22 protein-coding genes and 1 tRNA gene are annotated in these 25,701 nt (G+C 51.2%); 15 read left to right on the top strand and 8 right to left on the bottom strand.

Annotated features, from left to right (window positions below):
* Nucleotides 1–61 precede the first annotated feature (61 nt).
* From yajC to PsAD46_RS17960, 5 genes are all read left to right on the top strand, one after another.
* Nucleotides 62–391 (top strand): preprotein translocase subunit YajC, encoded by a 330-nt coding sequence (yajC, locus tag PsAD46_RS17980; protein ID WP_057466258.1) that lies wholly within the window; start codon nucleotides 62–64, stop codon nucleotides 389–391.
* Between the two features lie 95 nt (nucleotides 392–486).
* On the top strand, nucleotides 487–2,091 hold the full coding sequence (gene secD / locus PsAD46_RS28645; RefSeq protein ID WP_063307526.1) for a protein translocase subunit SecD: 1,605 nt from the start codon (nucleotides 487–489) through the stop codon (nucleotides 2,089–2,091).
* Nucleotides 2,092–2,107: 16 nt separating this feature from the next.
* Nucleotides 2,108–3,049 carry a protein translocase subunit SecF gene (gene secF / locus PsAD46_RS28640; RefSeq protein WP_063307525.1) on the top strand — a complete coding sequence of 314 codons (942 nt, stop codon included), beginning with the start codon at nucleotides 2,108–2,110 and terminating at the stop codon, nucleotides 3,047–3,049.
* A 144-nt stretch (nucleotides 3,050–3,193) separates the two neighbouring features.
* Nucleotides 3,194–3,598, top strand: a complete 405-nt coding sequence (locus PsAD46_RS17965; RefSeq protein ID WP_063307524.1) for an Mth938-like domain-containing protein — start codon at nucleotides 3,194–3,196, stop codon at nucleotides 3,596–3,598.
* A gap of 21 nt (nucleotides 3,599–3,619) precedes the next feature.
* A complete protein-coding gene (locus tag PsAD46_RS17960) occupies nucleotides 3,620–4,480 on the top strand; it encodes a phytoene/squalene synthase family protein (protein ID WP_063288807.1) in 861 nt (286 codons plus the stop codon).
* A gap of 53 nt (nucleotides 4,481–4,533) precedes the next feature.
* Here PsAD46_RS17960 and trmFO read toward each other — a convergent pair whose 3' ends face one another.
* Nucleotides 4,534–5,931, bottom strand: a complete 1,398-nt coding sequence (gene trmFO / locus PsAD46_RS17955; protein ID WP_084404458.1) for a methylenetetrahydrofolate--tRNA-(uracil(54)-C(5))-methyltransferase (FADH(2)-oxidizing) TrmFO — start codon at nucleotides 5,929–5,931, stop codon at nucleotides 4,534–4,536.
* 235 nt (nucleotides 5,932–6,166) lie between these two features.
* On the opposite strand from trmFO, the gene PsAD46_RS17950 reads away from it, so the two are divergent.
* Nucleotides 6,167–6,751, top strand: a complete 585-nt coding sequence (locus tag PsAD46_RS17950; RefSeq protein WP_208981903.1) for a hypothetical protein — start codon at nucleotides 6,167–6,169, stop codon at nucleotides 6,749–6,751.
* Nucleotides 6,752–7,433: 682 nt separating this feature from the next.
* Here the strand turns inward: PsAD46_RS17950 and uvrA are convergent.
* Entirely contained in the window at nucleotides 7,434–10,367 is a 2,934-nt protein-coding gene (uvrA, locus tag PsAD46_RS17940) for an excinuclease ABC subunit UvrA (protein ID WP_063307522.1), read from the bottom strand.
* A gap of 401 nt (nucleotides 10,368–10,768) precedes the next feature.
* Between uvrA and PsAD46_RS17935 the strand changes: the two genes are divergently transcribed.
* Complete coding sequence (locus PsAD46_RS17935; RefSeq protein ID WP_063304007.1) at nucleotides 10,769–11,326, top strand: single-stranded DNA-binding protein; 558 nt, start codon at nucleotides 10,769–10,771, stop codon at nucleotides 11,324–11,326.
* Between the two features lie 267 nt (nucleotides 11,327–11,593).
* On the opposite strand, the gene PsAD46_RS17930 is transcribed toward PsAD46_RS17935, so the two are convergent.
* Both PsAD46_RS17930 and PsAD46_RS17925 read right to left on the bottom strand, forming a co-directional pair.
* Nucleotides 11,594–11,668: transfer RNA gene (locus PsAD46_RS17930), tRNA-Glu, on the bottom strand.
* A gap of 190 nt (nucleotides 11,669–11,858) precedes the next feature.
* Complete coding sequence (locus tag PsAD46_RS17925) at nucleotides 11,859–12,299, bottom strand: VOC family protein (protein ID WP_057466264.1); 441 nt, start codon at nucleotides 12,297–12,299, stop codon at nucleotides 11,859–11,861.
* 417 nt (nucleotides 12,300–12,716) lie between these two features.
* Here PsAD46_RS17925 and PsAD46_RS17920 point away from each other — a divergent pair, with 417 nt between their 5' ends.
* Together PsAD46_RS17920 and PsAD46_RS17915 are read left to right on the top strand one after the other, a co-directional pair.
* The gene (locus PsAD46_RS17920) at nucleotides 12,717–13,298 is read left to right on the top strand and encodes a cold-shock protein (RefSeq protein ID WP_057466310.1); all 582 of its coding nucleotides are present in this window, start codon (nucleotides 12,717–12,719) and stop codon (nucleotides 13,296–13,298) included.
* Nucleotides 13,299–13,414: 116 nt separating this feature from the next.
* Nucleotides 13,415–13,852 (top strand): DUF192 domain-containing protein, encoded by a 438-nt coding sequence (locus PsAD46_RS17915; protein ID WP_084407853.1) that lies wholly within the window; start codon nucleotides 13,415–13,417, stop codon nucleotides 13,850–13,852.
* 64 nt (nucleotides 13,853–13,916) lie between these two features.
* Here PsAD46_RS17915 and galE read toward each other — a convergent pair whose 3' ends face one another.
* The 3 genes from galE to PsAD46_RS17900 form a co-directional block, all read right to left on the bottom strand.
* Nucleotides 13,917–14,906 (bottom strand): UDP-glucose 4-epimerase GalE, encoded by a 990-nt coding sequence (gene galE, locus PsAD46_RS17910; protein ID WP_084404457.1) that lies wholly within the window; start codon nucleotides 14,904–14,906, stop codon nucleotides 13,917–13,919.
* 69 nt (nucleotides 14,907–14,975) lie between these two features.
* On the bottom strand, nucleotides 14,976–15,908 hold the full coding sequence (locus PsAD46_RS17905; protein ID WP_063296941.1) for a cation diffusion facilitator family transporter: 933 nt from the start codon (nucleotides 15,906–15,908) through the stop codon (nucleotides 14,976–14,978).
* Nucleotides 15,909–16,019: 111 nt separating this feature from the next.
* Nucleotides 16,020–16,652: a MarC family protein gene (locus PsAD46_RS17900; protein WP_057466267.1), complete on the bottom strand. Its 633-nt coding sequence runs from the start codon at nucleotides 16,650–16,652 to the stop codon at nucleotides 16,020–16,022.
* 333 nt (nucleotides 16,653–16,985) lie between these two features.
* Between PsAD46_RS17900 and gyrA the strand changes: the two genes are divergently transcribed.
* From gyrA to tgt, 6 genes are all read left to right on the top strand, one after another.
* A complete protein-coding gene (gene gyrA, locus PsAD46_RS17895) occupies nucleotides 16,986–19,784 on the top strand; it encodes a DNA gyrase subunit A (RefSeq protein ID WP_063307520.1) in 2,799 nt (932 codons plus the stop codon).
* A 310-nt stretch (nucleotides 19,785–20,094) separates the two neighbouring features.
* A complete protein-coding gene (coaD, locus tag PsAD46_RS17890; protein ID WP_063307519.1) occupies nucleotides 20,095–20,598 on the top strand; it encodes a pantetheine-phosphate adenylyltransferase in 504 nt (167 codons plus the stop codon).
* A gap of 199 nt (nucleotides 20,599–20,797) precedes the next feature.
* Complete coding sequence (locus tag PsAD46_RS17885) at nucleotides 20,798–21,304, top strand: peptidylprolyl isomerase (RefSeq protein WP_063307566.1); 507 nt, start codon at nucleotides 20,798–20,800, stop codon at nucleotides 21,302–21,304.
* A 55-nt stretch (nucleotides 21,305–21,359) separates the two neighbouring features.
* Complete coding sequence (locus PsAD46_RS17880; protein ID WP_093521872.1) at nucleotides 21,360–21,821, top strand: peptidylprolyl isomerase; 462 nt, start codon at nucleotides 21,360–21,362, stop codon at nucleotides 21,819–21,821.
* Nucleotides 21,822–22,094: 273 nt separating this feature from the next.
* The gene (queA, locus tag PsAD46_RS17875; protein WP_063290836.1) at nucleotides 22,095–23,180 is read left to right on the top strand and encodes a tRNA preQ1(34) S-adenosylmethionine ribosyltransferase-isomerase QueA; all 1,086 of its coding nucleotides are present in this window, start codon (nucleotides 22,095–22,097) and stop codon (nucleotides 23,178–23,180) included.
* Nucleotides 23,177–24,358, top strand: a complete 1,182-nt coding sequence (gene tgt, locus PsAD46_RS17870; protein WP_063290835.1) for a tRNA guanosine(34) transglycosylase Tgt — start codon at nucleotides 23,177–23,179, stop codon at nucleotides 24,356–24,358. Before queA ends, tgt begins: the two co-directional genes overlap by 4 nt.
* A 56-nt stretch (nucleotides 24,359–24,414) precedes the next feature.
* Here the strand turns inward: tgt and PsAD46_RS17865 are convergent, their stop codons facing one another.
* Nucleotides 24,415–25,701, bottom strand: coding sequence for a nucleotide sugar dehydrogenase (locus PsAD46_RS17865; RefSeq protein ID WP_063290834.1), 1,287 nt, complete (start codon nucleotides 25,699–25,701; stop codon nucleotides 24,415–24,417).

Genomic DNA, 25,701 nt, shown 5'->3' with positions numbered 1-25,701 from the left:
CTCGCCAATTGTTTAATGAACGCCATCAGGTTCCTCGGGAATTTGTGGTAAGGAGAAACTAATGTTTATTACCCCTGCCTATGCACAGGCCGCAGGCGGCGTGCCAGACGTTGTAATGTCTATTGTGCCGTTCGTCCTGATCTTCGTGATCATGTGGTTCCTGATCATTCGCCCTCAGCGCCAGAAAATGAAGTCTCATCAGGAAATGGTGAGCAATCTGCGTCGCGGCGACACCGTTGTGACCTCTGGTGGTCTGATTGGTAAAGTTGCTAAGATCGTTGATGATGCTGAACTGCAGGTGGACATTGCTGAAGGTACGCGTGTGCGTATTGCTCGTGCCATGATCCAGGAAGTTCGCTCCAAAGGTGAACCTGTTAAGGACGGCGAATAATCGCGCCTTGATACCTGTAGTTTCAGACCGCTTTCCTGTTTCGGCAATTGCCGCAGTGAGAGCGGTCTGCCTATTCTAGGACCGGGCATATACTCATGCTTCATTTCGCGCGTTGGAAAATCGCCCTGATTATCGTCGTGGTGCTGGGCGGTATCTTTACAACATTGCCGAACTTCTTCCCGGCAAGTACCGTTCAATCCTGGCCGGATTTTATGCCTAAGCGCCAGATTGTTCTCGGTCTTGACCTTCAGGGCGGTGCTTATCTGCTCTATGAGGTTGATAAAGAAGATTACAAAGAAAAACAGTTCCGTCAGCTGGTTGGAAATATCCGCCGGGCCCTGCGCGAGAACCCACGTATCGGCTACACCGGTCTGGGTATTCAGGGAGACGGTGTTCAGGTTCGCATTCGTGATAATGCACGCTTCGATGAGGCCGAACAGCGCCTTGCAGAACTGGTAAACCCGCTTAACTCCGGCGTTTTCGGCGGTGCAGCGGTTAACGAATTTGTTCTTGAACCTCAAGGTGACGGCCTGTTCCGCATGGTTTTCTCCGAGGAAGGTCTGGACATGCGCCTCGCTTCCGTTGTGAGGCAGTCCATTGAGGTTATCCGTCGCCGTGTTGATGAACTCGGCACGACTGAGCCTTCCATTCAGCGTCAGGGCACTGACCGTATCCTTGTTGAAGCGCCGGGTGAATCCAACCCTCAGCGCCTGAAGGATATCATTGGTGCTACTGCGCAGCTAACGTTCCATCTTGTTAGTCAGGAAATGAGTGCGTCACAGGCACTTCAAGGCCGTCCGCCAGCAGGCACGATGGTTGTTGAGGGTTCTGATGGCCAGCCATACCTGTTGGATGAAAACCCGCTGCTGACGGGTGAAGAGCTGCAGGATGCTTCTGTTGCGTTTGACCAGCAGACAAACGAGCCTGTTGTGAACTTCCGCTTCAACACTGCCGGTGCCCGCGTCTTTGCGGATGTGACCCGCGCAAATGTTGGTCGTCCGTTTGCGATTGTGCTTGATGACGAAGTGATCACCGCTCCGGTTATCCGTCAGCCGATCACAGGCGGTTCCGGTCAGATCTCCGGCAGCTTCACTGTTGATGGTGCGAATGATCTTGCTGTTCTGCTGCGTGCTGGTGCGCTTCCTGCGCGTCTGGATGTAGTTGAAGAGCGGTCTGTTGGTCCGGGCCTTGGTCAGGATTCCATTGATAGCGGTAAGGTTGCTTCCATCGTTGCAGCGGCAGCGGTGGTGATCTTCATGCTGCTGGCTTATGGCCAGTTCGGGATCATTGCGAACCTTGCGCTCGCTTCCAACGTGTTCCTGATCTTTGGTGTGCTCACCACACTTCAGGCAACGCTGACCCTGCCGGGTATTGCGGGTGTCGTTTTGACAATTGGTATGGCGGTTGATGCCAACGTGCTGATTTATGAGCGCATTCGTGAAGAGGCACGCGCTGGTCGTTCCGCTATTGGTTCGATTGATGCGGGCTTTAAGCGTGCACTTGGCACCATTTTGGATGCAAACATCACAACGCTGATTGTGGCTGTGATCCTGTTCTTCATCGGTTCCGGTCCTGTTAAAGGGTTCGCCGTAACGCTGATGATCGGTATCTTCACCACAGTGTTCTCTGCGTTTACTATCTCACGTTTCCTCATCTCTGTATGGGTGAAGCGTAAGCGTCCATCCAAACTGCCAATCTAATTCGGAGCATGAACCTATGAAACTTCTTAGACTTGTTCCGGAGCAGACCAACTTCCGCTTTATGCATTGGCGGGTGTTGAGTTTTCCGTTTTCTGGAATTACGGCAGTTCTTTCCATTGTACTGTTCCTGACAATCGGCCTGAACTACGGCATCGATTTTAAGGGCGGAACGCTGATCGAGCTGCAGTCCACAAGCGGTCCTGCAAACCTTTCTGAAATTCGCCGGACCCTTGGTGGTCTTGATCTGGGTGATGTGCAGGTACAGGAATTCGGTAGTCCTACCGAAGTTCTGATCCGCATTGAATCTCAGGGCGAAGGTGAGAGTGCGCAGCAGGATGTGGTTGAGAATGTCCGTGGTGCCTTTACCGATGGATACGAATTCCGCAGAACTGAAGTGGTTGGACCTCGTGTTTCCGGCGAGCTTGCTTATGCAGGAACGCTGGCGGTCGGGTCTGCCTTGCTGATGATCATGTTTTACATCTGGTTCCGCTTTGAATGGCAGTTCGCAGTTGGCGCGATCATCACCACCTTCAATGATATCCTGCTGACAGTTGGATTGTTTGCGGTGTTGCAGCTGGACTTTACGCTGTCCAGTATTGCGGCGGTGCTGACGATTATCGGTTACTCGCTCAACGATACGGTGGTTGTTTATGACCGTATTCGTGAGAACCTGCGTCGTTACAAGCGTCTTTCCCTGGAAGAGCTGCTTGATAAGTCCATCAACGAGACCCTGTCCCGTACAACAATGACGTCTGTGACCACTTTGCTGGCGCTGTTTGCGTTGTACTTCCTGGGCGGTGAAGTGATCCAGTCCTTCGTGCTGGCGATGATCTTCGGTATCGTGATCGGGACTTACTCTTCTATCTTCCTTGCCTCTCCGTTGCTGATGCTCATGAAGCTTCGCACCAGCGTGTTTGACAAGAAAGACGATGAAACATCTCCTGCAAAATCTGCTTAACCAGCGGAAACAGCTAATGTTTTAGATGGGGCTGACTACAATTGTGGTCAGCCCCATTTTCTATTGGACATTCTTTCGCGTGTAATTAAACAGAGGCTATCAATTTGCGCGTATACTGGGCGAAAATAGCCATTGGAGGACACTATGGGAAAACGTGGAGAGCCTTTGGAAGTGCGGGATGCGCATTATCCAAGCATGGTTCAAATCGACGCCTACGGAAATGGCGGCTTTCGATTTGCCGATATGTCTCATCGTGGATCGCTGATGTGTGTGCCATCTGGTGTTTATGGTTGGGCGCCAACCAGCTTTGATGAAGTTACGGATGAGGCACTGGCGCAAATCCTTGCAGAGTCTGACGATATTGAAGTGCTGTTGATTGGTGCTGGTGACGAGTTGAAGCCATTTCCAGAGGCTCGGAAGGGACCGTTTCGTGAGAAGGGCATTATGGTCGATAGCATGTCCACAGGTGCTGCTGTGCGCACATACAATGTGCTTCTTGGTGAAGACAGAGCTGTGGCAGCCGTGTTTATTGCAGTTGAAGACGTTTAAAAAGAAGCGTGGAACCCAGCTATGAGCCAGGCCTATGACCACTGTAATGATTTCGTAAAACGCTTCTCCTACGAGCGTTACCTGAGCACATTGTATGCTCCGATTATTGCGCGTCCGAGTTTGATTGCCCTTTACGCCTTTGCCTGTGAGATTGCGCGTATCCGAGAGTTGGTCAATGAGCCGATGCCCGGAGAAATTCGCCTGCAATGGTGGCATGATGCGCTGAGTGGAACTGATCATGGCGATGTGATGCACAACCCGGTTGCGCAGGCGATCATTGAGACGATTGAGCATCATAAATTGCCAAGAGAGCCGTTCCTCAACCTGATTTCTGCGCGCCGGTTTGACCTTTATTCCGATCCAATGCCAACCATCAATGATCTGGAGGGGTATTGCGGGGAGACCAACTCTACAGTGGTTTTGCTGGCCTCTATGATATTGAGCGGAAAACCTGCTGATCGCCAGCTTTCTGACGCCAGCGGGCATGGTGGTGTGGCGTATGCGCTCTCTGGCTTGATGCAGACGCTTGCGTGGCAGGCCTCGCGGCACCAGCAGTTCCTTCCAAAAGATGTGATGGAACGACACGGTGTGGATGCCAATGCCTTGCGAGGGAACCGTTCAAATGATGCTGTCTGGGCGGCTTTTGAAGAAATGGTGGAGCTGAGCAAAAAGCATCTCGATGATTGTGAGAGTGCACTGGAAGGGATTGATCCGTCTGTGCTGCCTGCATTTTTGCCCGTGTTTCAGGTGGAGCTGTTCTTCAATGAGGCGGACAAAGATAGTTTTGAGCCGCTGCAGGTTTGCGGTGGGGCGCCGCATATGCGCCGTGTCTGGCATATGTGGCGGACATCCCGCCGCCTTACCAAACTCTCGCGGAAATAGAAAAAGGCCGGAATATCCGGCCTTTCTGTCTCTAATTGTATGTTGCGTGCGGGTTAGACGTTCGCGACCCATGCTTTAAAGTCATCCAGACCACGCTTGGCCATAACCTGCTTTTTAAGGCGAGTCTTTTCTTTGCCGCGCAGGCGCTTGCCTTCTGGATGCTTCGGCATTTCGTCCAGGGGAGGCAGGAGGCCGAAGTTGATGTTCATTGGCTGGAAGGAACGCGGGCCGGAGCCATCTTCGCGATCGATGTGACCACCCGTGATATGGTTGACGATTGCACCGCATGCAGTTGTGACTGGCGGAGGTGCGATGTCGGTTCCAAGTGCCTGATGAGCTGCAAACAGACCTGTCAAACATCCAACAGCGGTGGATTCCACATAGCCTTCACAGCCGGTGATCTGACCTGCAAAACGCACGTGTGGCAGAGCTTTGAGGCGCATTTGATCATCGAGAAGACGCGGTGAATTGAGGAAGGTGTTGCGATGCAGGCCGCCGAGGCGGGCAAACTGAGCTTCTTCCAGGCCCGGGATCATGCGGAGAGTTTCTGCCTGTGCGCCGTACTTCAGTTTGGTCTGAAAACCAACCATGTTGTAAAGCGTGCCAAGGGCATTGTCCTGACGCAGCTGCACCACAGCGTAGGCCTTAATGTCTGGCTGATGGGCATTGGTCAGGCCCATTGGTTTCATTGGGCCGTGGCGCAGAGTTTCGCGGCCACGTTCTGCCATCACTTCAATTGGAAGGCAGCCATCAAAGTAAGGCGTGTTTTCTTCCCATTCCTTGAAGGAGGTCTTTTCGCCGCCGATCAGTGCATCGATAAAGGCTTCGTATTGCTCTTTATCCATTGGGCAGTTGATGTAATCTTTCCCTGTCCCGCCCGGGCCGACTTTGTCGTAGCGAGACTGAAACCATGCCTTGTCCATATTGATGGATTCAGTGTGGATGATCGGTGCAATCGCATCAAAAAAGGCGAGGGAGTCTTCGCCGGTTGCTTGCAGGATCTGCTCGGAAAGAGCTGGAGATGTGAGCGGGCCGGTTGCAAGAATGACCTGACCGTTTTCTGCTGATGGAATTTCAGTCACTTCTTCGCGGAGGATCTCTACGTTCTCGTGGCCTTCCAGCGCGGCTTGTACAGCTTGGGAAAATCCATCGCGGTCCACGGCCAGTGCGCCGCCAGCAGGCACTTTGTTGGCATCTGCGCATCTCATGATCAGGGAGCCAGCGGTGCGCAGCTCAGCATGAAGCAGGCCAACAGCGTTGTTTTCAGCGTCGTCAGAACGGAATGAGTTGGAGCACACCAGTTCTGCAAGGCCATCTGTTTTGTGTGCATCGGTCTCACGTGTTGGGCGCATTTCGTGCAGAACGACCTTCAGGCCTTTTTCTGCGATCTGCCATGCTGCTTCGGAGCCTGCCAGGCCGCCGCCAACCACGTGTATGGGCTGCTTCGTCATTTCCTATCCAATCGACTGGGCTTCTGTTGCGCCAAAGCGTCTGATGAAGCCTAAGTGTTTATCGCTTGCGAATTGCTTAGCCTCTGAACTTGCTCAGTTCAATCATTTAGGCCATCAATCTTCCATGGTTGTGCAAAGTGATTCACAAAAACACATGTATTTTTCAAATAAGAAACTGAAGACAATTTCTAGAGCTCTCGTGATTGCATTTGGCGCAATTGGGCTAACTGCGTGCATGAGCCAAATTAATAGAAAACCAAGCACCTGGTATACTCAGATGGGTGGCATCGAAAACAAAGGTGACACATTATACATCTGTCATGGTTTCGGCTGCGAATATCGCACGGCTGTGACGTTTAGCCAGAAAGACAAACAGCGATTACGCACGATTTTGAAGCGAGGGCATCGAAGCCCTGAAGCTGAGCGTGCCGCAATTTCCAAAGCGGTGCAGTGGCAAGAAAAGCGTGTTGGACCTGTGGTTGGGTCATCCAATGATATTGGTGGGCTGGATATGGGTAATGGCAACGTTAAAGGGCAGATGGACTGCATTGATGAGGCGACCAATACAACAAGCCTGCTGGTTTATGCGGGTTCTCAGGGTTGGCTTAAATACCACCGTGCGGCGCGGCCTGCCTCTCGCGGTTTTTTCCTTGATGGCAAATATCCGCATGCTTCAGCTGTTGTGGTGGATACGACCACAGAGATTCCATGGGTGGTAGACAGCTGGCGCCTGAGTAATGGCAAGCCGCCGGATATTTTGCACATGACTAAGTGGCTGACTATGACCAGCGCTGATTTGGAAAACCCATCAGGCGGGTGAGCTGGTGATGAGAATTGCGCAGTGATGTGCGTAAAGTAGTGATGATTTGGAGAGCGTATCAGCGAGGCTGGTGCGTTTTTCTTTTGCGTGATTGCTTTGCTGAGGACGATGGGTAGTTTTGAGAGAAATAGGCCTTTAAAACAGCTAACGCCCGTCGATGGGAGGAACGACGGGCGAAGCTAGTAAACAGAGAACTGGGAGGAAATCTCTGTTTAGAACCATCAAGCAGCTTGGGAGGAGGTGCTGCTTGAGGATTGTATGTTAGGCTGCCGAGGTTTAATTGGGAGGAGTTCCTCAGCGGCCTTGAGTTGGTTTATACAAAAGACTTTCCAATTGTGCATCACATCATTTCGCATGTCCGATATGCAAAAAACGCATGGCATTATGGCAAATGATGGCGCTACCATTCTTCAAAACGACATAAATGCCAAAATTAACGATTGTGCAGTGCGGTAATTTTGTGATTTAGGGCACAAATCTGCATACCTGAGGGGCTGGGAGTGCTGTTTTTAGGCAGTTGGTGCTGAAAACTTAATCATATTTCAATGTGTCGCCGGCTTTGAGCAGGTTTTGTAATAGAGCGGCGCCAACTGGTATTTTGTGTTGTTTTCGCGGAAAGAGGCCATTGGGGGCGGTGATTTTTGCAAAAAAATGACCGGGACAGTGCCCGGCCATTTGGTTTTTATTCTGCTGCGTCCAGCTTGTTGGCGCTTCGCCTTTCAAACAATTCCTTGAGGAAGTGTCCCGTATAGCTCTCTGGTACCTCTGCCACATCCTCTGGGCGGCCAGTTGCGACGATGGTTCCGCCGCCGTCCCCGCCTTCAGGGCCAAGGTCAAGGATCCAGTCTGCGGTTCTGATCACTTCCAGATTGTGTTCGATCACGAGGACTGTGTTGCCCTGATCGACCAGCTCATGAAGGACATCGAGCAGCTTGGCGACATCGTGGAAATGGAGACCGGTTGTCGGTTCGTCCAGAATATAGAGCGTACGGCCAGTTGAGCGCTTGGAAAGCTCCTTTGCCAGTTTCACGCGTTGTGCTTCACCGCCCGATAAAGTGGTGGCCTGCTGGCCGACCTTGATGTAGCCGAGGCCCACACGGGCGAGGGTTTCCATTTTGTCGCGGATGGATGGCACGGCAGAGAAGAAGCTTGCTGCTTCTTCAACGGTCATGTCCAATACATCTGCAATGGATTTGCCCTTGAACTGAACTTCCAGTGTCTCGCGATTGTAGCGCTTGCCCTTACACACATCACAGGTGACATATACATCTGGCAGGAAGTGCATCTCGATCTTGATAACACCATCACCCTGACAGGCTTCGCAGCGTCCGCCTTTTACGTTGAAGGAGAAGCGGCCCGGCGCGTAGCCGCGTGTTTTCGCTTCCGGCATACCTGCAAACCACTCCCGGATTGGAGTGAAGGCGCCTGTATAGGTTGCCGGGTTGGAGCGCGGCGTTCTGCCAATTGGGGACTGATCAATGTCGATGACTTTGTCCAGACGCTCCAGACCTTCAATCCGGTCATGCGGGGCAGGGTTGTCGCGTGCGCCATTGAGGCGACGAGCGGTCGCTTTATAGACGGTATCGATCAGGAATGTAGATTTGCCGCCACCAGATACACCTGTCACACAAGTGAATGTGCCAAGCGGAATGGTGGCATTCACGTCTTTGAGGTTGTTGCCGCGTGCGCCGAACACCTTGATTTGACGGTTCTTGTCAATCTTGCGCGGCTCATCTGGTTGCGGGATGCTCATTTTGCCGGAAAGATACTTGCCAGTAAGGGAGGCCGGATTGGCCATCACTTCATCCGGCGTGCCTTTGGCAACTACTTGTCCGCCATGGATACCTGCGCCCGGACCCACATCCACCACGTAATCTGCGGTGAGGACGGCGTCTTCGTCGTGTTCTACCACGATAACAGTGTTACCCAGATTGCGCAGGTGTTTCAGGGTTTCCAGAAGACGAGCATTGTCGCGCTGGTGCAGGCCGATTGATGGTTCATCCAGAACGTAAAGTACACCGGTCAGGCCGGAACCGATCTGGGAGGCCAGGCGAATACGTTGGCTCTCACCACCAGACAGGGTTCCGGAAGAGCGGTCCATGGAAAGGTATTCCAAGCCAACATCGTTGAGGAACTTCAAGCGCTCACGGATTTCCTTGAGGATGCGATATGCGATTTCGTTCTGTTTATCAGAGAGCTTTTCATCAATGCTGGAGAACCAGTCATGTGCAGTTTTGATGGAAAGGGCTGTGATCTCGCCTATATGGCGATCTGCTATTTTGACGCAAAGGGCTTCAGGCTTGAGGCGGTAGCCTTTACAAGCGTCGCAAGCATGATCTGACTGGTAGCGTGAAAGTTCATCGCGCACCATCTGAGAATCTGTTTCACGCCAGCGCCGCTCGATGTTGCCGACAACGCCTTCGAATGGCTTTTCGGTTTTGTAAGAGCGAGTGCCGTCATCATAAACAAACTGAACTTTTGTGTTGCCGGTTCCGAACAGCACCGCATTGCGGAAGTCTTCTGGAAGGTCTTTCCAGGCTTTGGTCATTGGCTGCTTATGATGCTTGGCCAATGCTTCCAGTGTTTGGGTGTAATAAGGAGAGGTTGAACCGGTTTTTGACCATGGCAGGATCGCGCCCCCCCGAAGGGAAAGAGATTGGTCCGGTACAACGAGCTCGGCTTCAAACGCCAGTTTTGTGCCGAGACCATCGCAGGTCGGGCATGCGCCAAACGGATTGTTGAACGAGAACAGGCGCGGTTCTATTTCCGGGATCGTGAAGCCGGAGACCGGGCAGGCGAACTTTTCTGAGAAAATGAGCTGCTTTGCTTTGCCTTTCTCATTCTGCTGATCTGCAAACTCAACGGTAGCGAGGCCTTCGGCCAGCTCCAGTGCGGTTTCCAGAGAATCTGCCAGGCGGCCAGCCATGTCTTCGCGCACAACGATACGGTCAACAACGACATCAATATCGTGTTTAAACTTCTTATCCAGAGCGGGCGCATCGGCGATTTCATAATACTCGCCGTCAACTTTTACGCGCTGGAAGCCCTTTTTCATGAGCTCAGCGAGTTCTTTTCTATACTCACCTTTGCGGCCACGCACGATTGGGGCCAGCAGGTATAAGCGAGTGCCTTCTTCCAGTGTCAGAATGCGGTCTACCATTTGGGAGACTGTCTGACTTTCAATTGGAAGGCCCGTTGCCGGAGAGTATGGAATGCCTACGCGCGCGAATAGGAGGCGCATGTAGTCATAGATTTCTGTGACTGTGCCGACTGTGGAGCGTGGGTTTTTTGAGGTGGTTTTCTGTTCAATGGAGATTGCAGGTGACAGGCCGTCGATCTGATCTACGTCTGGTTTCTGCATCATTTCAAGGAACTGGCGGGCGTAAGCGCTCAGGCTTTCAACGTAGCGGCGCTGCCCTTCAGCGTAAATCGTATCGAAGGCAAGAGAGGATTTGCCTGAGCCGGATAGGCCAGTCATGACGATCAGGCTGTCTCGTGGAAGATCCAGGTCCACATTCTTCAAGTTATGTTCGCGAGCGCCACGTACAGTGATCTGCTTCATAAGGTCTGCGCGCGCGGGAGTATTTTGTGTGTCATGTGTTGGCGACTTCGCCATGGAACTGTCCTTTATCACGGATACCGAGTTCGCATATAAAAAGCAAAACAGGTCTGGGCGCGATCCTCAAAATGCAGGAGAATGAGCGCTGGAAATCAGGTGGAACATAAACGGAACAATTTTAAGGAGCAAGCCTTTTTGAGTTTGCTCGCGTAAAATTGTCTTTTAGAAAAATTGAGAGTTGAACTTGGCAGTTTTGCAAGGCAATGTGTCGGAACAAAAATAGAACGAGCAGAGAGCCTTGCTTGCGGGTGCCTGATATTCCGACTGAAAGCCTAGGAAATGTGGACAACCACTGCGGCTTTGAGAAAGTCTGTTTGAATTGTAGAGCGCGGAGCATAGGTTACTTGCCAACTTAACTCGCTTAAACTTTGGGCGAGTTCAGACTTAGGAGTAATTCAATGGCCGGTAGCGTCAATAAAGTCATTTTGGTTGGAAATTTGGGCGCAGATCCGGAAATTCGCCGTACGCAGGACGGTCGTCCGATCGTCAACTTGCGTATCGCTACTTCGGAGAGCTGGCGTGACCGTAACAGCGGCGAGCGCCGTGAGCGGACTGAATGGCACCGTGTTGTTGTGTTTAACGAAGGCCTTGCAAAGGTTGCCGAGCAATTCCTGCGCAAAGGCTCCAAGGTTTACATCGAAGGTCAGTTGCAAACTCGCAAATGGCAGGACCAGAGCGGCCAGGATAAATACTCCACCGAGATTGTTCTGCAGGGCTTCAACTCTACGCTGACTATGCTTGATGGTCGCGGCGAAGGCGGTGGTGCAGGCGGCCAGGGTGGCCAGTCCGGAGGCTTCGGCGGCAGCGGCGGCGGTGGCGGCGGATACGACCAGGGCGGTGGCTTTGGTGGTGGTGGCTCCAGCAATCAGGGCGGCGGCTTCGGCGGTGGCGGCGGTGGTGGCCAAGCACCATCTGGCGGCTTCGGCGGTGGAATGGACGACGAAATTCCGTTCTAAGCCAAGCATGTAATTCAAGATGGCCCGGAGTGAGCGCAGGTTCACTACCGGGCTTTTTTGTGTTCCGGCGTGAGGTCCTGATCAGAGGGTGATGCGGGTAAGGGTCTTACCTTGCGACTTTACTCGGGCTTAAATGGATTGGTTGCAGCTATGGGGATTGGAGAGCTTGTTTGCAGAGATGTGTCGTCAGTGCTTGCTCTCAAAATAATAGAGAAACAGCTCATAAAGATGCGATGCTAGCAAAACAAATAAATTTAAGGAGAGAATTGGTACGCCCAAGGGGAATCGAACCCCTGTTTCCGCCGTGAAAGGGCGGCGTCCTAACCGCTAGACGATGGGCGCACACTACAGCATTTGCGCAATGTGGCGCGCTGTGAGGAGGCTTATAAGTTTTCAGTAGGATATTGTCTAGTGCTTAAAATTTTATAATTCAAACAATCCACAAATATGGATTTAGTCTATTCTTTTCTTAATTATTGTTAGATTTCAGCGCCTCAATTGAAATTGAGGCGCTGAAATGCTTGTGCTGAAATTACCAGCTGCCGGTGTTGCCCATGGAGAGCCATGGCTCAGCTGGCTCAAGGCTTCCACCTTTTTGCAGAAGCTCAATGGAAATTCCATCTGGAGAAACAATGAATGCCATACGGCCGTCGCGTGGTGGTCGGTTGATTGTGATCCCAGAGGCTTGGAGTTTTTCGCAGGTCTCATAGATATTGTCGACTTCATAGGCGAGGTGGCCGAAGTTGCGACCTCCGGCGTACTCTTCCGGATCCCAGTTGTATGTTAGCTCGAGTGCTGGTGCGGAAGATGCGCTGAAGCTTTCTTTGTCTTCAGGCGCAGCTAGGAAGACAAGTGTGAAACGGCCAGCTTCGCTTTCGTGACGGCGAACTTCTTCCAGCCCAAAGATACTGCAATAAAACTTCAGGGATTCATCAAGATCTTTAACGCGGACCATGGTGTGTAGATAACGCATGTCGAACTCTTTCTTTTATGGGATTGGCTCTGTGAAGTGGGAACCAGCAGAGGTTGAAGTTGGCCGAAGCTAGCGCGAAAAAAGCTAGGAGGGAAGGGTGCCTAGTATTTCTGAATTCTGAATATGCAAGGTATGCTCCGCAATAGTGTGTATCTGATGACGAGCGGAGACTTTGAAAGTAACGCGGGGATTCATGGGATAAAATCTTCAGTAGTGTTAGCTATACCCCCTCCAAACTTCAGGTAAATGGTGTTGATAGGACAACACTAACCAAATCAATGGGGGATCATTTAGCTCTTTGTTAATTTTTTACCTTTTTGCCGTCGGGCGTAATGATATTCTTTTTGTGGAATCAAGTGGTGTTCGGTTTTGATCGAGCGTTACATTTCAGATGCGGCAAATTTCGGGGCATTCATCATGGTGGTAAAAACGGCGCCTCAGTTAGGCTCTGTCGAGGACCTGGTTGACGATACAGCCTTAGATGTTCTTCAAGTGGCAGGAACAATCAAGTGGTTTGATATTGGTAAAGGCTATGGTTTTGTAGAGCCGGAAGACGATCTGCCTGACGTCTTGTTGCATGTTACATGCTTGCGCAGGGACGGCTATCAGACAGCGTATGAAGGCGCGCGTGTTGTTTGCGAGGTGCTTAATCGTCCGCGCGGATTGCAGGCGATGCGCATTCTTTCCATGGATGAGAGTTATGCGGTTCATCCTTCTCAGCTACCACCTTCTCGGACGCACGTGCAGGTGACGCCAGAGGGTAGCTTTATCGACGCGGAAGTGAAGTGGTTTAACCGGGTCAAGGGCTTTGGTTTCCTAACGCGCGGCGAGGGAACGGAAGATATCTTTATTCATATGGAAACATTGCGCCGTTTCGGTATTACGGAGTTGCGGCCCGGCCAAAAGGTACAGGTGCGCTTTGGTGACGGGCCGAAAGGCAAGATGGCTGCGGAAGTTCGGCCTGTCGGGAGTGGTACTCACATTCCGGCATCTCACTGACGAGAGGCTGATCGTTTTCAGATCACATTCCTGAGATTTGCTAGTTTTAAGCCCTTGGTGACTTGCCAAGGGTTTTTCTTTGGCTCAAAGCTAAAGAAAACGAGGTTTAGGGCTATATGACGGTTCTTCGAATTGCATTCATTTTTGTTTTGCTGGGTATGACATCGACGGTTGCTGCAGGTATGAGAACTGAAATTCTTGAAGTGCGTAGTGCCAATGGAACGCATGAGTTTCAGGTTGAAGTCGCTGAAACGCCTGATGACAGGGCTCAAGGTTTGATGGGCCGAACGGATCTGACGGCTGATCAAGGGATGCTGTTCATTTTCCCGCAGTCAGGTCTTCAGTACTTCTGGATGAAAAATACGCCGACTTCGCTTGATATCATCTTCATCGGGTCTGATTATAAAGTGAAAAGTATTGCTGCAAACACAGTGCCGTACTCGGAAGAGATTATTCCTTCCGGTTTGCCTGCTCAATATGTTTTAGAGGTGGTGGCTGGGCGCGCGGCTGAATTGGGTATTCAGCCTGGAGATCGCGTTATCCGTATCCCATAGATGAAGCGTTTTGTGGTTCGCAGGAAAGTGTGCTGACTGAGGAGTTCAGTCAGCACAATAGCGGTTAAAGGCTGTTTTTGAATTGGAGCTTTTTCTCCCAATCCAGCGCATGTTTTACGATTGTTGGCAGGTCATCAAAGCGTGGCTTCCATTCCAGATTGCTCATGATTCTGGAGTTGTCTGCGACAACTTTTGGAGAGTCGCCAGCACGGCGCGGCTCTTTTTTCACCTCAAAATCAATATCTGATACGGCTTTCACAGCGTCGATGACCTGAAGGACTGAGTAGCCGTCACCGTAGCCTGCGTTCATGATAATGCTATCTCCGCCATCGCGCAGGCGTTTTAGGGCAAGGTAATGTGCGCTTGCAAGGTCGGAAACGTGGATGTAATCGCGCACACCGGTCCCATCTGGTGTGTCGAAATCATCGCCAAAAATGCCGAGATGGGTGCGTTTGCCGAGAGCAGCTTCGCAGGCTACTTTGATCAGATGCGTCGCATTCTTGGTGGATTGGCCAGTGCGACCTTCGGGGTCAGCGCCTGCCACATTGAAATAGCGTAGAGCCGTGTATTTGAACTCGTGGGCGGCGGCGGTGTCGCGCAGCATAAATTCTGTCATAAGCTTTGAGGTGCCGTAAGGGCTTAAGGGGGTTAGAGGTGTATCTTCAGAAACTGGGATAACTTCTGGATCACCATAAACTGCTGCGGTTGATGAGAAAATGAAATGCTTGATGCCATTCTTTACGCAGGCTTCAATTAATGTGCGCGAGGCTGCTGTGTTATTCTCATAATATTTCAATGGGTTAGAGACAGATTCTGGGACGATAATTGAGCCGGCGAAGTGAATGACCGCAGAGATGTCGTGGTTGCGGAAGATTGTCTGGAGCAGATCAAGGTCTGTGATTTCGCCTTCGTAAAGCTTGGTGCTCTGCGGGATGGCCCAATCGAAGCCCGTGGACAGGTTGTCTATGACGACAAAATCCTCTCCAGCGTCGTGAAGGCACCACGTCATGTGGCTTCCAATATATCCGCAGCCGCCTGTTACAAGTATGGTCATTGTCTGCTCCAAAATTCTTAGTATGTAAGCTTCTTAAGGGTTTAATCTGTGTGTCACTAGGCGGATAAACTACTCGCCCTCAAGAATCTGATGATCGCGCGCAGCCTGGACTTCAAGGAATACGCGTCCGATCAATGGTTGTGCCCGTTTGATCGTGTCTTCCAGTGAGAAGATGACTTCTTCAACTGCACCTGCTGTCAGAGCGTCTTCGAAATCCAGCGAGGCTGCGAGGAGGACGTCATTCGGACCCAGGTGCAGTGTGCGGATTTCATTCACGCCCTTTACAGCTGCAGGTGCTTGCAGGATTTCTCGCACGGATGCGACTAGCTCGTCTGAAGCGCTTTCGCCGATGAGGAGGCCTTTGGTTTCCAATGCCAGTACAAATGCTGTGCCTGCGAGGATGAGGCCAATTACGACAGAGGCTGCTCCGTCCAGCCATGCAATGCCCAAAGCTTGAGCGCCGTAGATGCCGACAAGTGCTACGAGCAGGCCGAGCATTGCGGCTGTATCTTCGAAAAGCACAGTGAAAACTGTTGGGTCTTTGCTGTCGCGCACAGCGGCAAGGAAAGGGCGCTTGCCTTTGGTTTTTTTGAACTCTTTGTAGGCGACCATCCAGGCCCAGCCTTCAAAAATAAGTGCGAGTCCAAGGACGATGTAAGCGATCAGGGCAGATTCAATCGGGTGAGGATTGAGAATTTTCTGAATGCCTTCGTAAAGCGAAATTCCTGCACCAACGGCGAAAATCATGATGGCGACGACAAATGCCCAGAAGTAAATTTCTGAGCCGTATCCGAACGGGTGTTTTTCATCTGCAGGTTTTTCAGCGCGCTTCATGCCAAGCAGCAGCAGGCCCTGGTTTCCTGTGTCAACGAGCGAGTGAATGCCTTCGGACAGCATTGCGGCAGACCCGGTATAGGCTGCGGCAGCAAATTTGGTGATTGAAATGAGTGTGTTGCCAGCAAGGGCGGCGAAAATCACTTTTTTTGAGCCGTGGGCAGCCATTCGAATCCTCCGTAAAATACAAGGGTGACTTTACGAAGGGGATTTGGGACTGCAAGCTTTAACTCAATTGGAGAGAAGAGCGCCCACAAGAGGTATGGGCGCTCACCTGAATTATGAATGCATCTCGATTAACGAGAAGATGCCGTCTGCAACGAACTGAACGGACAGCGCTGCGAGGATCACACCAAAAAGACGGGTGATGATGAGCTGGACTGTAGAGCCGAGCAGTTTATCGATGCGTGCTGCCAGCAGAAACACGAAGAAGCTGAGTGCGAGCACAGACAGAAGGACTGCGATCAGGCTCATCTGGCCAGCAAAGCCTGGTGCCTGACCGGCGAGCAGGATGATTGCAGAGATAGTTGCCGGACCTGCAATGAGCGGAATAGCCAGCGGAAACACTGCTGTCTGGGACAGGTCTTCCTGTTCGACAACCTTTTCCGCACTTTCAGCTTTACGCTTTTGGCGATGTTCGAACACCATCTCAGTTGCAATGATGAAGAGCAGAAGGCCGCCTGCAACCTTAAATGCAGCTTGAGAGATGCCGAGAACTTCCAGAAGCTGGCGTCCGGCAAAGAAAAATGCCAGGAGCGTGATGCCAGAAATGACTATGGCTTTAATCGCGATCTGACGGCGCTCAACACTGCTTGCCCCGGCGGTTACGGCCAGAAAAATTGGTGCCAGACCAATCGGGTCGATGGTGACAAACAGCATGGCAAATGCATTGATGAGGAACTCAATGAGCATTGCGCTTTACCTTGTATGTGGTTTAGCCCATCTTTGGGCGCTTTTACCCGCATTTCTGCGGTTCTTGAGAGGGCGCTACCAGACAATGTTGTATTTGGCAAGAGTTTGATAGGATTTTGCGCTGCCTGCGTATAGCTTAGTATTTTTATGAGGAAGAGCGATGCTTTTGAGCAACGAAACTGTGTAGAAAGGCCTAGTAACCTGCTGCCAATAAGGTCGTGGGGTAAGGTAGTTGTTATTAGGTGTCTTTTCAGGGCTTATGGCGTTTGGTTCTGCGGTTTGAATCGGCTATAAAGGCTAAGAATTCTGACTTAAAATTGATGAGAATAATCCTTGGCAGATCAGGACTTAAGTACACCACCAGGTGGCCTACCCAGCGACATTCGGCCCGTCTCTATCACAGATGAAATGAAGCGCAGCTATCTCGATTATGCAATGAGCGTGATTGTGAGCCGTGCGCTTCCCGATGTTCGTGATGGTTTGAAGCCGGTTCACCGCCGTATTCTGTATTCTATGCATGAAAACGGATATGAGTGGAACAAGCCCTATCGTAAATCAGCCCGCGTCGTTGGTGACGTTATGGGTAAATATCATCCACATGGTGATAGTGCGATTTATGATGCTCTTGTTCGTATGGCGCAAAATTTCTCCATGCGCTTGCCACTCATTAATGGGCAGGGCAACTTTGGCTCGGTTGATGGTGACCGTGCTGCAGCGATGCGTTATACAGAGTGCCGCCTCGAAAAAGTTGCTCAGACACAGCTTTCCGATATCGACAAAGATACCGTGAACTTCAATGAGAACTACGATGGTTCCGAGACGGAACCTGAAGTTCTCCCAGCACGCTATCCGAACCTACTGGTAAACGGTGCTGGCGGTATTGCTGTTGGTATGGCGACCAATATTCCGCCGCATAACATGGGTGAAGTGATTGATGGCACGATCGCAATGATCGAGCGCCCTGAAATCACTCTGCCAGAGCTGATGGAGATTATCCCGGGTCCGGACTTCCCGACCGGTGGTATTATTCTTGGCCGTGCTGGCATCAAATCAGCTTATGAGACCGGACGTGGTTCCGTTCTTATGCGCAGCCGGGTTGAGACGGAAGAAATTCGCTCAGGCCGTATGGCATTGATTGTCACTGAAATCCCTTATCAGGTGAACAAATCCTCTATGATCGAAAAGATCGCAGAGCTTGTTCGTGAAAAGCGGATTGAGGGCATCTCTGACATTCGCGACGAATCAGATCGTCGTGGCATGCGCGTTGTTATTGAGCTGAAGCGTGACGCGGTTCCTGATGTTATCCTGAACCAACTCTATCGTTACTCTCAGCTTCAACAGAGCTTTGGCTGTAACGTGGTGGCTCTGAATGGTGGCCGTCCTGAGCAGCTTGCTCTGCAGGATATGCTGAAAGCGTTCATTGCTTTCCGTGAAGAGGTTATTGGTCGACGGACCCGGTTCCTTCTGAACAAAGCGCGTGATCGTGCTCATGTTCTCGTAGGTTTGGCTGTTGCGACTGCCAACATTGATGATGTTATTCATCTTATTCGCACAGCACCTGATCCTGCGACTGCGCGCCGTCAGCTGATGGAGCGTAACTGGCCAGCGAAAGACATCGAGCCGCTGATCCAGCTGATTGATGATCCACGCTACGCTATTCAGGAAGATGGTACGTTCAAGCTTTCTGAAGATCAGGCTCGCGCCATTCTGGACCTGCGCTTGCAGCGTCTGACTGCTCTGGGCCGCGACGAGATTGGCGATGAACTCGACAAGCTTGCAACGGAGATCAAGGATTATCTTGATATTCTGCGTAGCCGTGAGCGTATTCTTCAGATCGTTCGTACCGAGCTTGAAGAAGTGCGTGATGAGTTTGCGACACCGCGCCGGACAGAAATTACTGATGGTGGTGGAGATCTGGATGATGAAGATCTGATCCAGCGTGAAGATATGGTCGTGACCGTATCTCATACCGGCTACATCAAACGCGTTCCTCTGGACACCTATCGTGCGCAGCGTCGTGGCGGTAAGGGCCGGTCTGGCATGCGGACGAAAGACGAAGATTTTGTAACCCGTCTGTTCGTTGCCAATACGCATACGCCGGTTCTGTTCTTCTCTTCACGCGGTATCGCTTACAAGATGAAAGTCTGGCGCCTGCCTTTGGCTAGTCCTCAGGCACGTGGTAATGCCTTGGTCAATATGCTTCCTTTAGAGCAGGGTGAACGCATCACATCTATTTTGCCGCTTCCTGAGAACGAGGAAACGTGGGCAGAGCTGGACGTGATGTTTGCGACCAAGCGTGGAACCATCCGCCGGAACAAGCTTTCAGACTTCGCTCAGATCAACAAAAACGGCAAGATCGCCATGAAGTTGGAAGAGGGCGATGGCATCGTCAACGTTATGACTTCAACGGAAGACGATGATGTTCTGCTGACGACCTCGTCGGGTATGTGTATTCGCTTCCCGGCAACGGATGTTCGTGTGTTCTCTGGCCGTAACTCCGTTGGTGTTCGTGGGATCAACCTTGCTGAGAGTGATCACGTCATCTCTATGACGATCCTTGGTCACTTTGAGTGCGATTCCGAAGAGCGGACGGCTTATCTGAAGCTTTCCCGTGCTATGCGCGGTGAGGAAGCAGAAGATAATGTGTCCTTTGAGGACGCGGGCATCTCCGAAGAACGCTTTAAAGAGATGGACGAGAGTGAAGAAGTCATTCTTACTGTTTCTGAAAAGGGTTATGGCAAGCGCACCAGCTCGTACGAGTACCGCACTACCGGTCGCGGCGGTAAGGGGATCGCGGCGATGACGGTGAATGATCGTAATGGCCGCCTGGTTGCGTCTTTCCGTAGTGAGGACAGCGACGAGATTATGCTGGTGACCGATGGTGGACAGCTGATCCGTTGCCCGGTTAACGGCATCCGCATTGCAGGTCGTTCGACACAAGGTGTGACCGTGTTCAATACCTCTGCTGAAGAGCAAGTTGTTGCAGTGGAGCGCATTAGCGAAGCTGATGACGATGAAAACGCTGACGTAGAAGGCGCCGTCGAGACCGGTGCAGACACCGAAGGGACAGACGCAGAGAGCGCTGCTCCGACACCTGAGGGTGACGGTAGCGAAGCGCCCAGCACTGAGTAAGTGATGTAGATTCTAGAAAAAGGCGGGGCATGTGCTCCGCCTTTTTTGTTTCTGGTTATTCTGGGAAAGGGAACTGCAATTTTATGAGTGATTTGGATTTTGCGACTTTCATTGTGCTTTTCTAGAAGCACGTCTTGGGTAGATCCAACTATCGATCCAATTCTGCATGATCTGTCCTAAATGGTCTGGCCTTATTGTCAGAAATAGCTTGAAACGCATGGGTAAAATGGGTTCAATCTCGCCAAAGCCCAAAAGGTAAGTGTCATTTGTGATGCTTATGGGGAGAGGCATTTGTGACGCGAGAGATTATATGAAGCGCATTGCACTTTATCCGGGGTCATTTGATCCTATGACACACGGTCATCTGGATATTCTGGAACAATCATTGGTTTTGGCTGATGAAGTGATTGTAGCTATTGGCATTCAGGCTTCCAAGGCTCCGTTGTTTTCCTTTGAAGAACGTGTGGATTTGATCCGCCTTGCTTGTGAAGAGCAGTTTGGTGCAGAAAATGCTGCTCGTATTCGTACAGTCTCCTTCACTGGGCTGGTAGTGGATGCAGCGCGAGAGCATGGCTCTAACATTCTGGTGCGAGGACTTCGAGACTCGACTGATCTCAATTATGAAATGCAGATGGCTGGAATGAATGGGGCGATGGCACCTGACATCAAGACCGTATTTTTTCCAAGCTCACCAGTGATGCGCCCCATTACGGCTACACTGGTGCGCCAGATTGCAAAGATGGGGGGAGATTACAGTTCGTTTGTCCCCAAGTGTGTTGAGGCTGCGCTTAAAAAGCGCTTTGAGATTGCTTAAAAACAACGCAACAGAAAAGACTGCCTATTTGATAGGGTTAGACTTTTTTAGCGCGTCGCGTTTATGTGCAATCACATAACACCCGCTAAATTTTGTTTTGTGTGCGTATCTCTTTTCGAAAGCCAATTGGGAGTTTGAGAGGTACGCCTTGGCTAAGACAAGGACAGAAATCTTGCTACGTATCCTGACAGCATGTGCGATGGTTGTGGGCGCATTTATGATGCCATTCACTGCCAACGCGAAAGATCTTGAAAACACGATTTATCTGGACCTGAAAGACGGACGCGTTGAAATTACGCTGCGTCCTGATCTTGCACCTGAGCATGTGAAGCGTATTAAACAGCTTACACGTGAAGGCTTTTATGATGGCATCGTATTCCATCGTGTGATCGACGGCTTCATGGCACAGACTGGCGACCCAACCGGCACAGGTATGGGCGGCTCTGAAATGCCTGACCTGAAGGCTGAGTTCTCTAAAGCTCCGTTCAAGCGCGGTACTCTTGGCATGGCACGTTCCCGCAGCCCGAACAGTGCGAACTCTCAGTTCTTCATCATGTTCAATGATGGATCCTGGCTTGATGGTCAGTACACCGTATTTGGTGACGTGGTTTCCGGAATGGACGCTGTAGACAAGATCAAACGCGGCGAACCTGTTCGTAACCCTGATAAGATCATCAAAATGCAGGTTGCGGCAGACGCCAAGTAGAGGCTATGTCTGCACTCAGACTTATTCTAAGATAAAGGACAGTCCCGTGGCTGATATCAAAGATCCAGAAAACACACTGCTGCTGGAAACCACTCAGGGTAACGTTGTTATTGAACTGCGTCCTGACCTGGCACCTAACCACGTTGCTCGTATTAAAGAGCTTGCACGTGAAGGCTTTTACGACGGCATCGTGTTCCACCGTGTGATTGACGGCTTCATGGCTCAGACCGGCTGCCCTCAGGGCACAGGTACTGGCGGCTCCGGCAAGAAGCTGAAAGCTGAGTTCAACGATGCGAAACACGTTCGGGGCACATGCTCCATGGCTCGCTCTATGGATCCAAACTCTGGCGACAGCCAGTTCTTCATCTGCTTCGGCGATGCATCCTGGCTCGACGGTCAGTACACCGCATGGGGTCAGGTTGTTGAAGGTATGGACAACGTTGACAAGATCAAACGTGGTGAGCCTGTTTCCAACCCAGATAAGATTGTCTCTTTGAAGGTTGCTGCGGACGCTTAATAGCGAACGCACTGCGAATTATAAAAGGCTCGGCATTTTGCCGGGCCTTTTTGTTAGGGCTATGCAAATGGACGCAGCGCTCTTCTAAACAGGTTGACCTAAATCGCATCAAGGGGTATCTCCCTCTGGCTTCAATCGTTTGACTGCGGGACAGGTGACAGCAAGGCCTGCAGAATACAAACGGATTTGGCAATAATTCCAATAAGACAGCACGGAGATGGCGACCACATACTGTGCGGCGCTGATTTGCTGTTTTGTAAAACTGGATACCCTATGCTGGTTGATGATTTTGATTTTGATCTGCCACCGGAAAACATTGCGCTCCGCCCGGCAGTTCCGCGTGATAGTTCACGGATGTTGGTGGTGCGCCCTGATGGTGAGCAACTGCTGACAGATGATCAGGTGCTGTCTCTGCCTGATCTTTTAGAGCCGGGTGATGCGCTCGTCTTTAATGATACAAAAGTTATTCCGGCACAGCTGCTTGGCTTCCGCTCGCGCGATGGCGTGACGGCAAAAGTTGGTGTGACATTGCACCAGCGTGCCAGCGCGAAGGAATGGCGTGCCTTTGTTCGTCCAGCTAAGAAACTGAAAGTTGGCGATACTGTTCGTTTTGCTTTTGATGAGGAAAGCAAAGATACTGCAGAGTTTTCTGCTGTTGTGACTGAGAAGTCCGAGGCTGGCGATATTCTGTTTAAGTTTGACCGTTCTGCCGGTGAGCTGGATGCTGCGATTGCACAGGTGGGGCACATTCCGTTGCCGCCATACATTGCAGCTAAGCGGGCTGAAGATGATCAGGACCGCAAAGATTATCAAACCATCTACGCAAAATATGAAGGTGCTGTTGCTGCACCCACTGCTGGTTTGCATTTTACAGATCAATTGTTTGCTGCCCTTGAAAAACGCGGTGTTGAGAAGCACTTTGTGACGCTTCATGTGGGCGCTGGCACGTTTTTGCCAGTCAAAGCTGACAAGACTGAAGACCATAAAATGCACTTTGAGTATGGCGAGATCAGCGGTGTGACAGCTGCAGCGCTCAACGCTGTTCGTGCCCGTGGCAACAAAATTGTTTCCGTTGGTACAACTTCACTGCGCATTCTTGAGAGCTCAGTTTCTGAGGACGGCGTGATTAACCCGATTTCTCAGAGCACCGACATTTTTATTACGCCGGGCTATCAGTTCAAAGCCATTGATGCGCTGATGACCAACTTCCATTTACCGCGCTCAACGCTGTTTATGCTTGTGAGTGCGCTGAGTGGTATGGACGAAATGCGCGCTGCTTATGAGCATGCGATCAGCACTGGCTACCGTTTTTACAGTTATGGAGACAGCTCGCTGCTGTTCAAGAAGGCTTCCAAATGACCGAAACATCTCGTGAAACACAGCAGGGCACCAAGCCGTTTTCCTTCAAGCTGCTGAAAACAGATGGCATGGCGCGCCGCGGTGAAATTACAACGCCGCACGGCAAGGTTCGTACGCCTGCGTTTATGCCGGTTGGTACACAGGCGACTGTAAAGGCTATGTATCCGCAGCAGGTGCGTGATCTGGGGGCGGATGTTGTTCTCGGTAACACATACCATTTGATGCTGCGCCCGACTGCTGAGCGGATTGCCAAACTTGGTGGCCTGCACAAATTTATGGGATGGGATCACACGATCCTGACAGACTCTGGTGGGTTTCAGGTGATGTCTCTGTCTGGTCTTCGCAAGATGACCGAAGAAGGCGTAACCTTCTCGTCTCATCATGATGGGTCAAAGCATTTCATGAGCCCGGAGCGTTCTGTTGAAATTCAGGGCCTGCTTGGCTCTGATATCCAGATGCAGCTTGATGAGTGTATTGCTCTTCCTGCTGAGCGGGATGAAGTTGAGCGCGCCATGCAATTGTCTTTGCGTTGGGCTGAACGCTCCCGTGCTCAGTTTGAGAAGATGGGCGGCCCAGAAAAAGGGCAGGGCCTTTACGGTATTGTTCAGGGCGGGGATGTGCCGGATCTGCGTGTTGAATCAGCTCAGCGGCTTGCTGAGCTTCCGATGGAAGGTTATTCCGTTGGTGGTCTGGCCGTTGGTGAGCCTCAGGCCGTCATGCTGAAGATGCTGGAGATCACGACGCCTGCGATGCCAAAGGACAAGCCGCGTTATCTGATGGGTGTTGGCACACCAGAAGATATTCTGGAAAGTGTCGCGCGTGGTATTGATCAGTTTGACTGTGTGATGCCAACCCGTGCTGGCCGTCATGGTTTGGCCTATACCCGATTTGGTAAAGTGAACCTGAAGAATGCGCGCCATTCTGAAGATCCGCGCCCGTTGGATGAGCAATCCAACTGTGAAGCAACTTCCAAATACTCCCGCGCTTACCTACACCATCTGGTGCGTGTGAATGAAGGTCTGGCTGCGATGCTGTTGACCTGGAACAACCTTGCTTACTACCAGTACCTGATGCAGGGCATCCGTGATGCGATTGATGAAGGTCGATTTGAAGAATTCCGCCAGCAGACCAAAGAAGACTGGGCACGTGGTGACAGGGAGCCTTATGTTTGGTCATAGGGTTCAGTGAGTATAAAAACTACGAAGGCTTGGGCGTGTGAATGCCCAAGCCTTTTCTATAGGCGCCATAGAAGCACATGTTCTGGTGTCTTCTCTCTTTCCAAGAGGCCATGAAGATCGGCCACAAAGACTTTTTCTGCACTTAAGTACCGCTCCATCACATGCCAAGGTTCTTCGTTTTCGAAGAAAGCATGATGGGGGACAGCCAGAATAACTGCATCACAGTCACCTGGCGGAGTTTCCTGATAGAGTTCAACGCCAAAGTGCTCTTTCGTGTGTTCCGGATCGGCTAAAGGATCAACAGCGAAGATATGGGCACCGAAGCGCTCCAATTCTCTAATCAGGTCGATTACTTTGGAATTTCGCGTGTCAGGCACGTCTGCCTTGTATGTGATGCCTAAAATGGCAATGCGAGGTGGCATAGGGCGTGCAAGCTTTACGCAGCCTTGAATGACTTCTGTTGCAATGAACCTGCTCATACTTTCATTGGTTCCTCGTCCTGCAAGGATAACCTGAGGGGAGAAGCCAAGCTGATGTGCTTTATCTGTCAGGTAGTAAGGGTCAACGCCGATACAGTGTCCGCCGACCAAACCGGGATGAAATGGCAGGAAGTTCCATTTGGTTGAAGCGCCTTCAAGTACATCGCGTGTATCGATATCCATGGCATGAAACAGCATGGAGAGCTCATTCATGAGCGCTATGTTCAAATCACGCTGTGTATTTTCAATGACCTTTGCAGCTTCAGCGACTTTAATGGATGAGGCTTTGTAAACACCTGCTTTGACAATCTTTCCGTATAGCTCGGCCAGTGTTTCAAGTGCATCCTCTGAACTGGCTGAAACGATTTTGAGCAGATTAGAAAGCGTGTGCTTTTTGTCGCCGGGATTGATCCGCTCGGGTGAGTATCCAATCTGGAAATCCTTCTGAAATCGCAGGCCGGATTCTCGTTGCAAAAGGGGGATCGCGATCTCTTCGGTGGCGCCGGGATAAACTGTAGATTCGAACACTACAATATCGTTGGGCTTCATGAAGGCCCCAACGATTTTTGAGGCTTTTTTTATTGGGCCGAGATCAGGGCGTTTGGAGATGTTTATTGGAGTGGGGACAGCAACAATGTGGATCCGCGCCTGTCTGATATCAGGCGCGGAATACGTGAGCGTTAGGTTTTTGGAAGAAAGAGCCGTCTTGCTGACAGAGGCAGTTCTATCATTTCCCTCGAGAAGTTCTTGGACCCGGTGACGATCTATGTCGTAACCAATGGTTTTGATACCTGCATGCGCCAGCGCACAAGCAACAGGCAAGCCTACATAGCCAAGCCCGACAACTGAGACGATTTCTTCCAT

This window comes from Pseudovibrio sp. Ad46, from assembly GCF_001623065.1.
In the GTDB taxonomy this organism is placed as follows: domain Bacteria; phylum Pseudomonadota; class Alphaproteobacteria; order Rhizobiales; family Stappiaceae; genus Pseudovibrio.
Note: the sequence above shows the minus strand (reverse complement) of the source record. Positions and strands in the feature narration are given on the sequence as shown.

Bases quoted from the DNA above. Each gene is read 5' to 3' on its own strand.
- yajC (WP_057466258.1), top strand. From the start codon at position 62: ATGTTTATTACCCCTGCCTATGCACAGGCCGCAGGCGGCGTGCCAGAC.
- secD (WP_063307526.1), top strand. From the start codon at position 487: ATGCTTCATTTCGCGCGTTGGAAAATCGCCCTGATTATCGTCGTGGTG.
- secF (WP_063307525.1), top strand. From the start codon at position 2,108: ATGAAACTTCTTAGACTTGTTCCGGAGCAGACCAACTTCCGCTTTATG.
- PsAD46_RS17965 (WP_063307524.1), top strand. From the start codon at position 3,194: ATGGGAAAACGTGGAGAGCCTTTGGAAGTGCGGGATGCGCATTATCCA.
- PsAD46_RS17960 (WP_063288807.1), top strand. From the start codon at position 3,620: ATGAGCCAGGCCTATGACCACTGTAATGATTTCGTAAAACGCTTCTCC.
- trmFO (WP_084404458.1), bottom strand. From the start codon at position 5,931: ATGACGAAGCAGCCCATACACGTGGTTGGCGGCGGCCTGGCAGGCTCC.
- PsAD46_RS17950 (WP_208981903.1), top strand. From the start codon at position 6,167: ATGAGCCAAATTAATAGAAAACCAAGCACCTGGTATACTCAGATGGGT.
- uvrA (WP_063307522.1), bottom strand. From the start codon at position 10,367: ATGGCGAAGTCGCCAACACATGACACACAAAATACTCCCGCGCGCGCA.
- PsAD46_RS17935 (WP_063304007.1), top strand. From the start codon at position 10,769: ATGGCCGGTAGCGTCAATAAAGTCATTTTGGTTGGAAATTTGGGCGCA.
- PsAD46_RS17925 (WP_057466264.1), bottom strand. From the start codon at position 12,299: ATGCGTTATCTACACACCATGGTCCGCGTTAAAGATCTTGATGAATCC.
- PsAD46_RS17920 (WP_057466310.1), top strand. From the start codon at position 12,717: ATGGTGGTAAAAACGGCGCCTCAGTTAGGCTCTGTCGAGGACCTGGTT.
- PsAD46_RS17915 (WP_084407853.1), top strand. From the start codon at position 13,415: ATGACGGTTCTTCGAATTGCATTCATTTTTGTTTTGCTGGGTATGACA.
- galE (WP_084404457.1), bottom strand. From the start codon at position 14,906: ATGACCATACTTGTAACAGGCGGCTGCGGATATATTGGAAGCCACATG.
- PsAD46_RS17905 (WP_063296941.1), bottom strand. From the start codon at position 15,908: ATGGCTGCCCACGGCTCAAAAAAAGTGATTTTCGCCGCCCTTGCTGGC.
- PsAD46_RS17900 (WP_057466267.1), bottom strand. From the start codon at position 16,652: ATGCTCATTGAGTTCCTCATCAATGCATTTGCCATGCTGTTTGTCACC.
- coaD (WP_063307519.1), top strand. From the start codon at position 20,095: ATGAAGCGCATTGCACTTTATCCGGGGTCATTTGATCCTATGACACAC.
- PsAD46_RS17885 (WP_063307566.1), top strand. From the start codon at position 20,798: ATGGTTGTGGGCGCATTTATGATGCCATTCACTGCCAACGCGAAAGAT.
- queA (WP_063290836.1), top strand. From the start codon at position 22,095: ATGCTGGTTGATGATTTTGATTTTGATCTGCCACCGGAAAACATTGCG.
- tgt (WP_063290835.1), top strand. From the start codon at position 23,177: ATGACCGAAACATCTCGTGAAACACAGCAGGGCACCAAGCCGTTTTCC.
- PsAD46_RS17865 (WP_063290834.1), bottom strand. From the start codon at position 25,701: ATGGAAGAAATCGTCTCAGTTGTCGGGCTTGGCTATGTAGGCTTGCCT.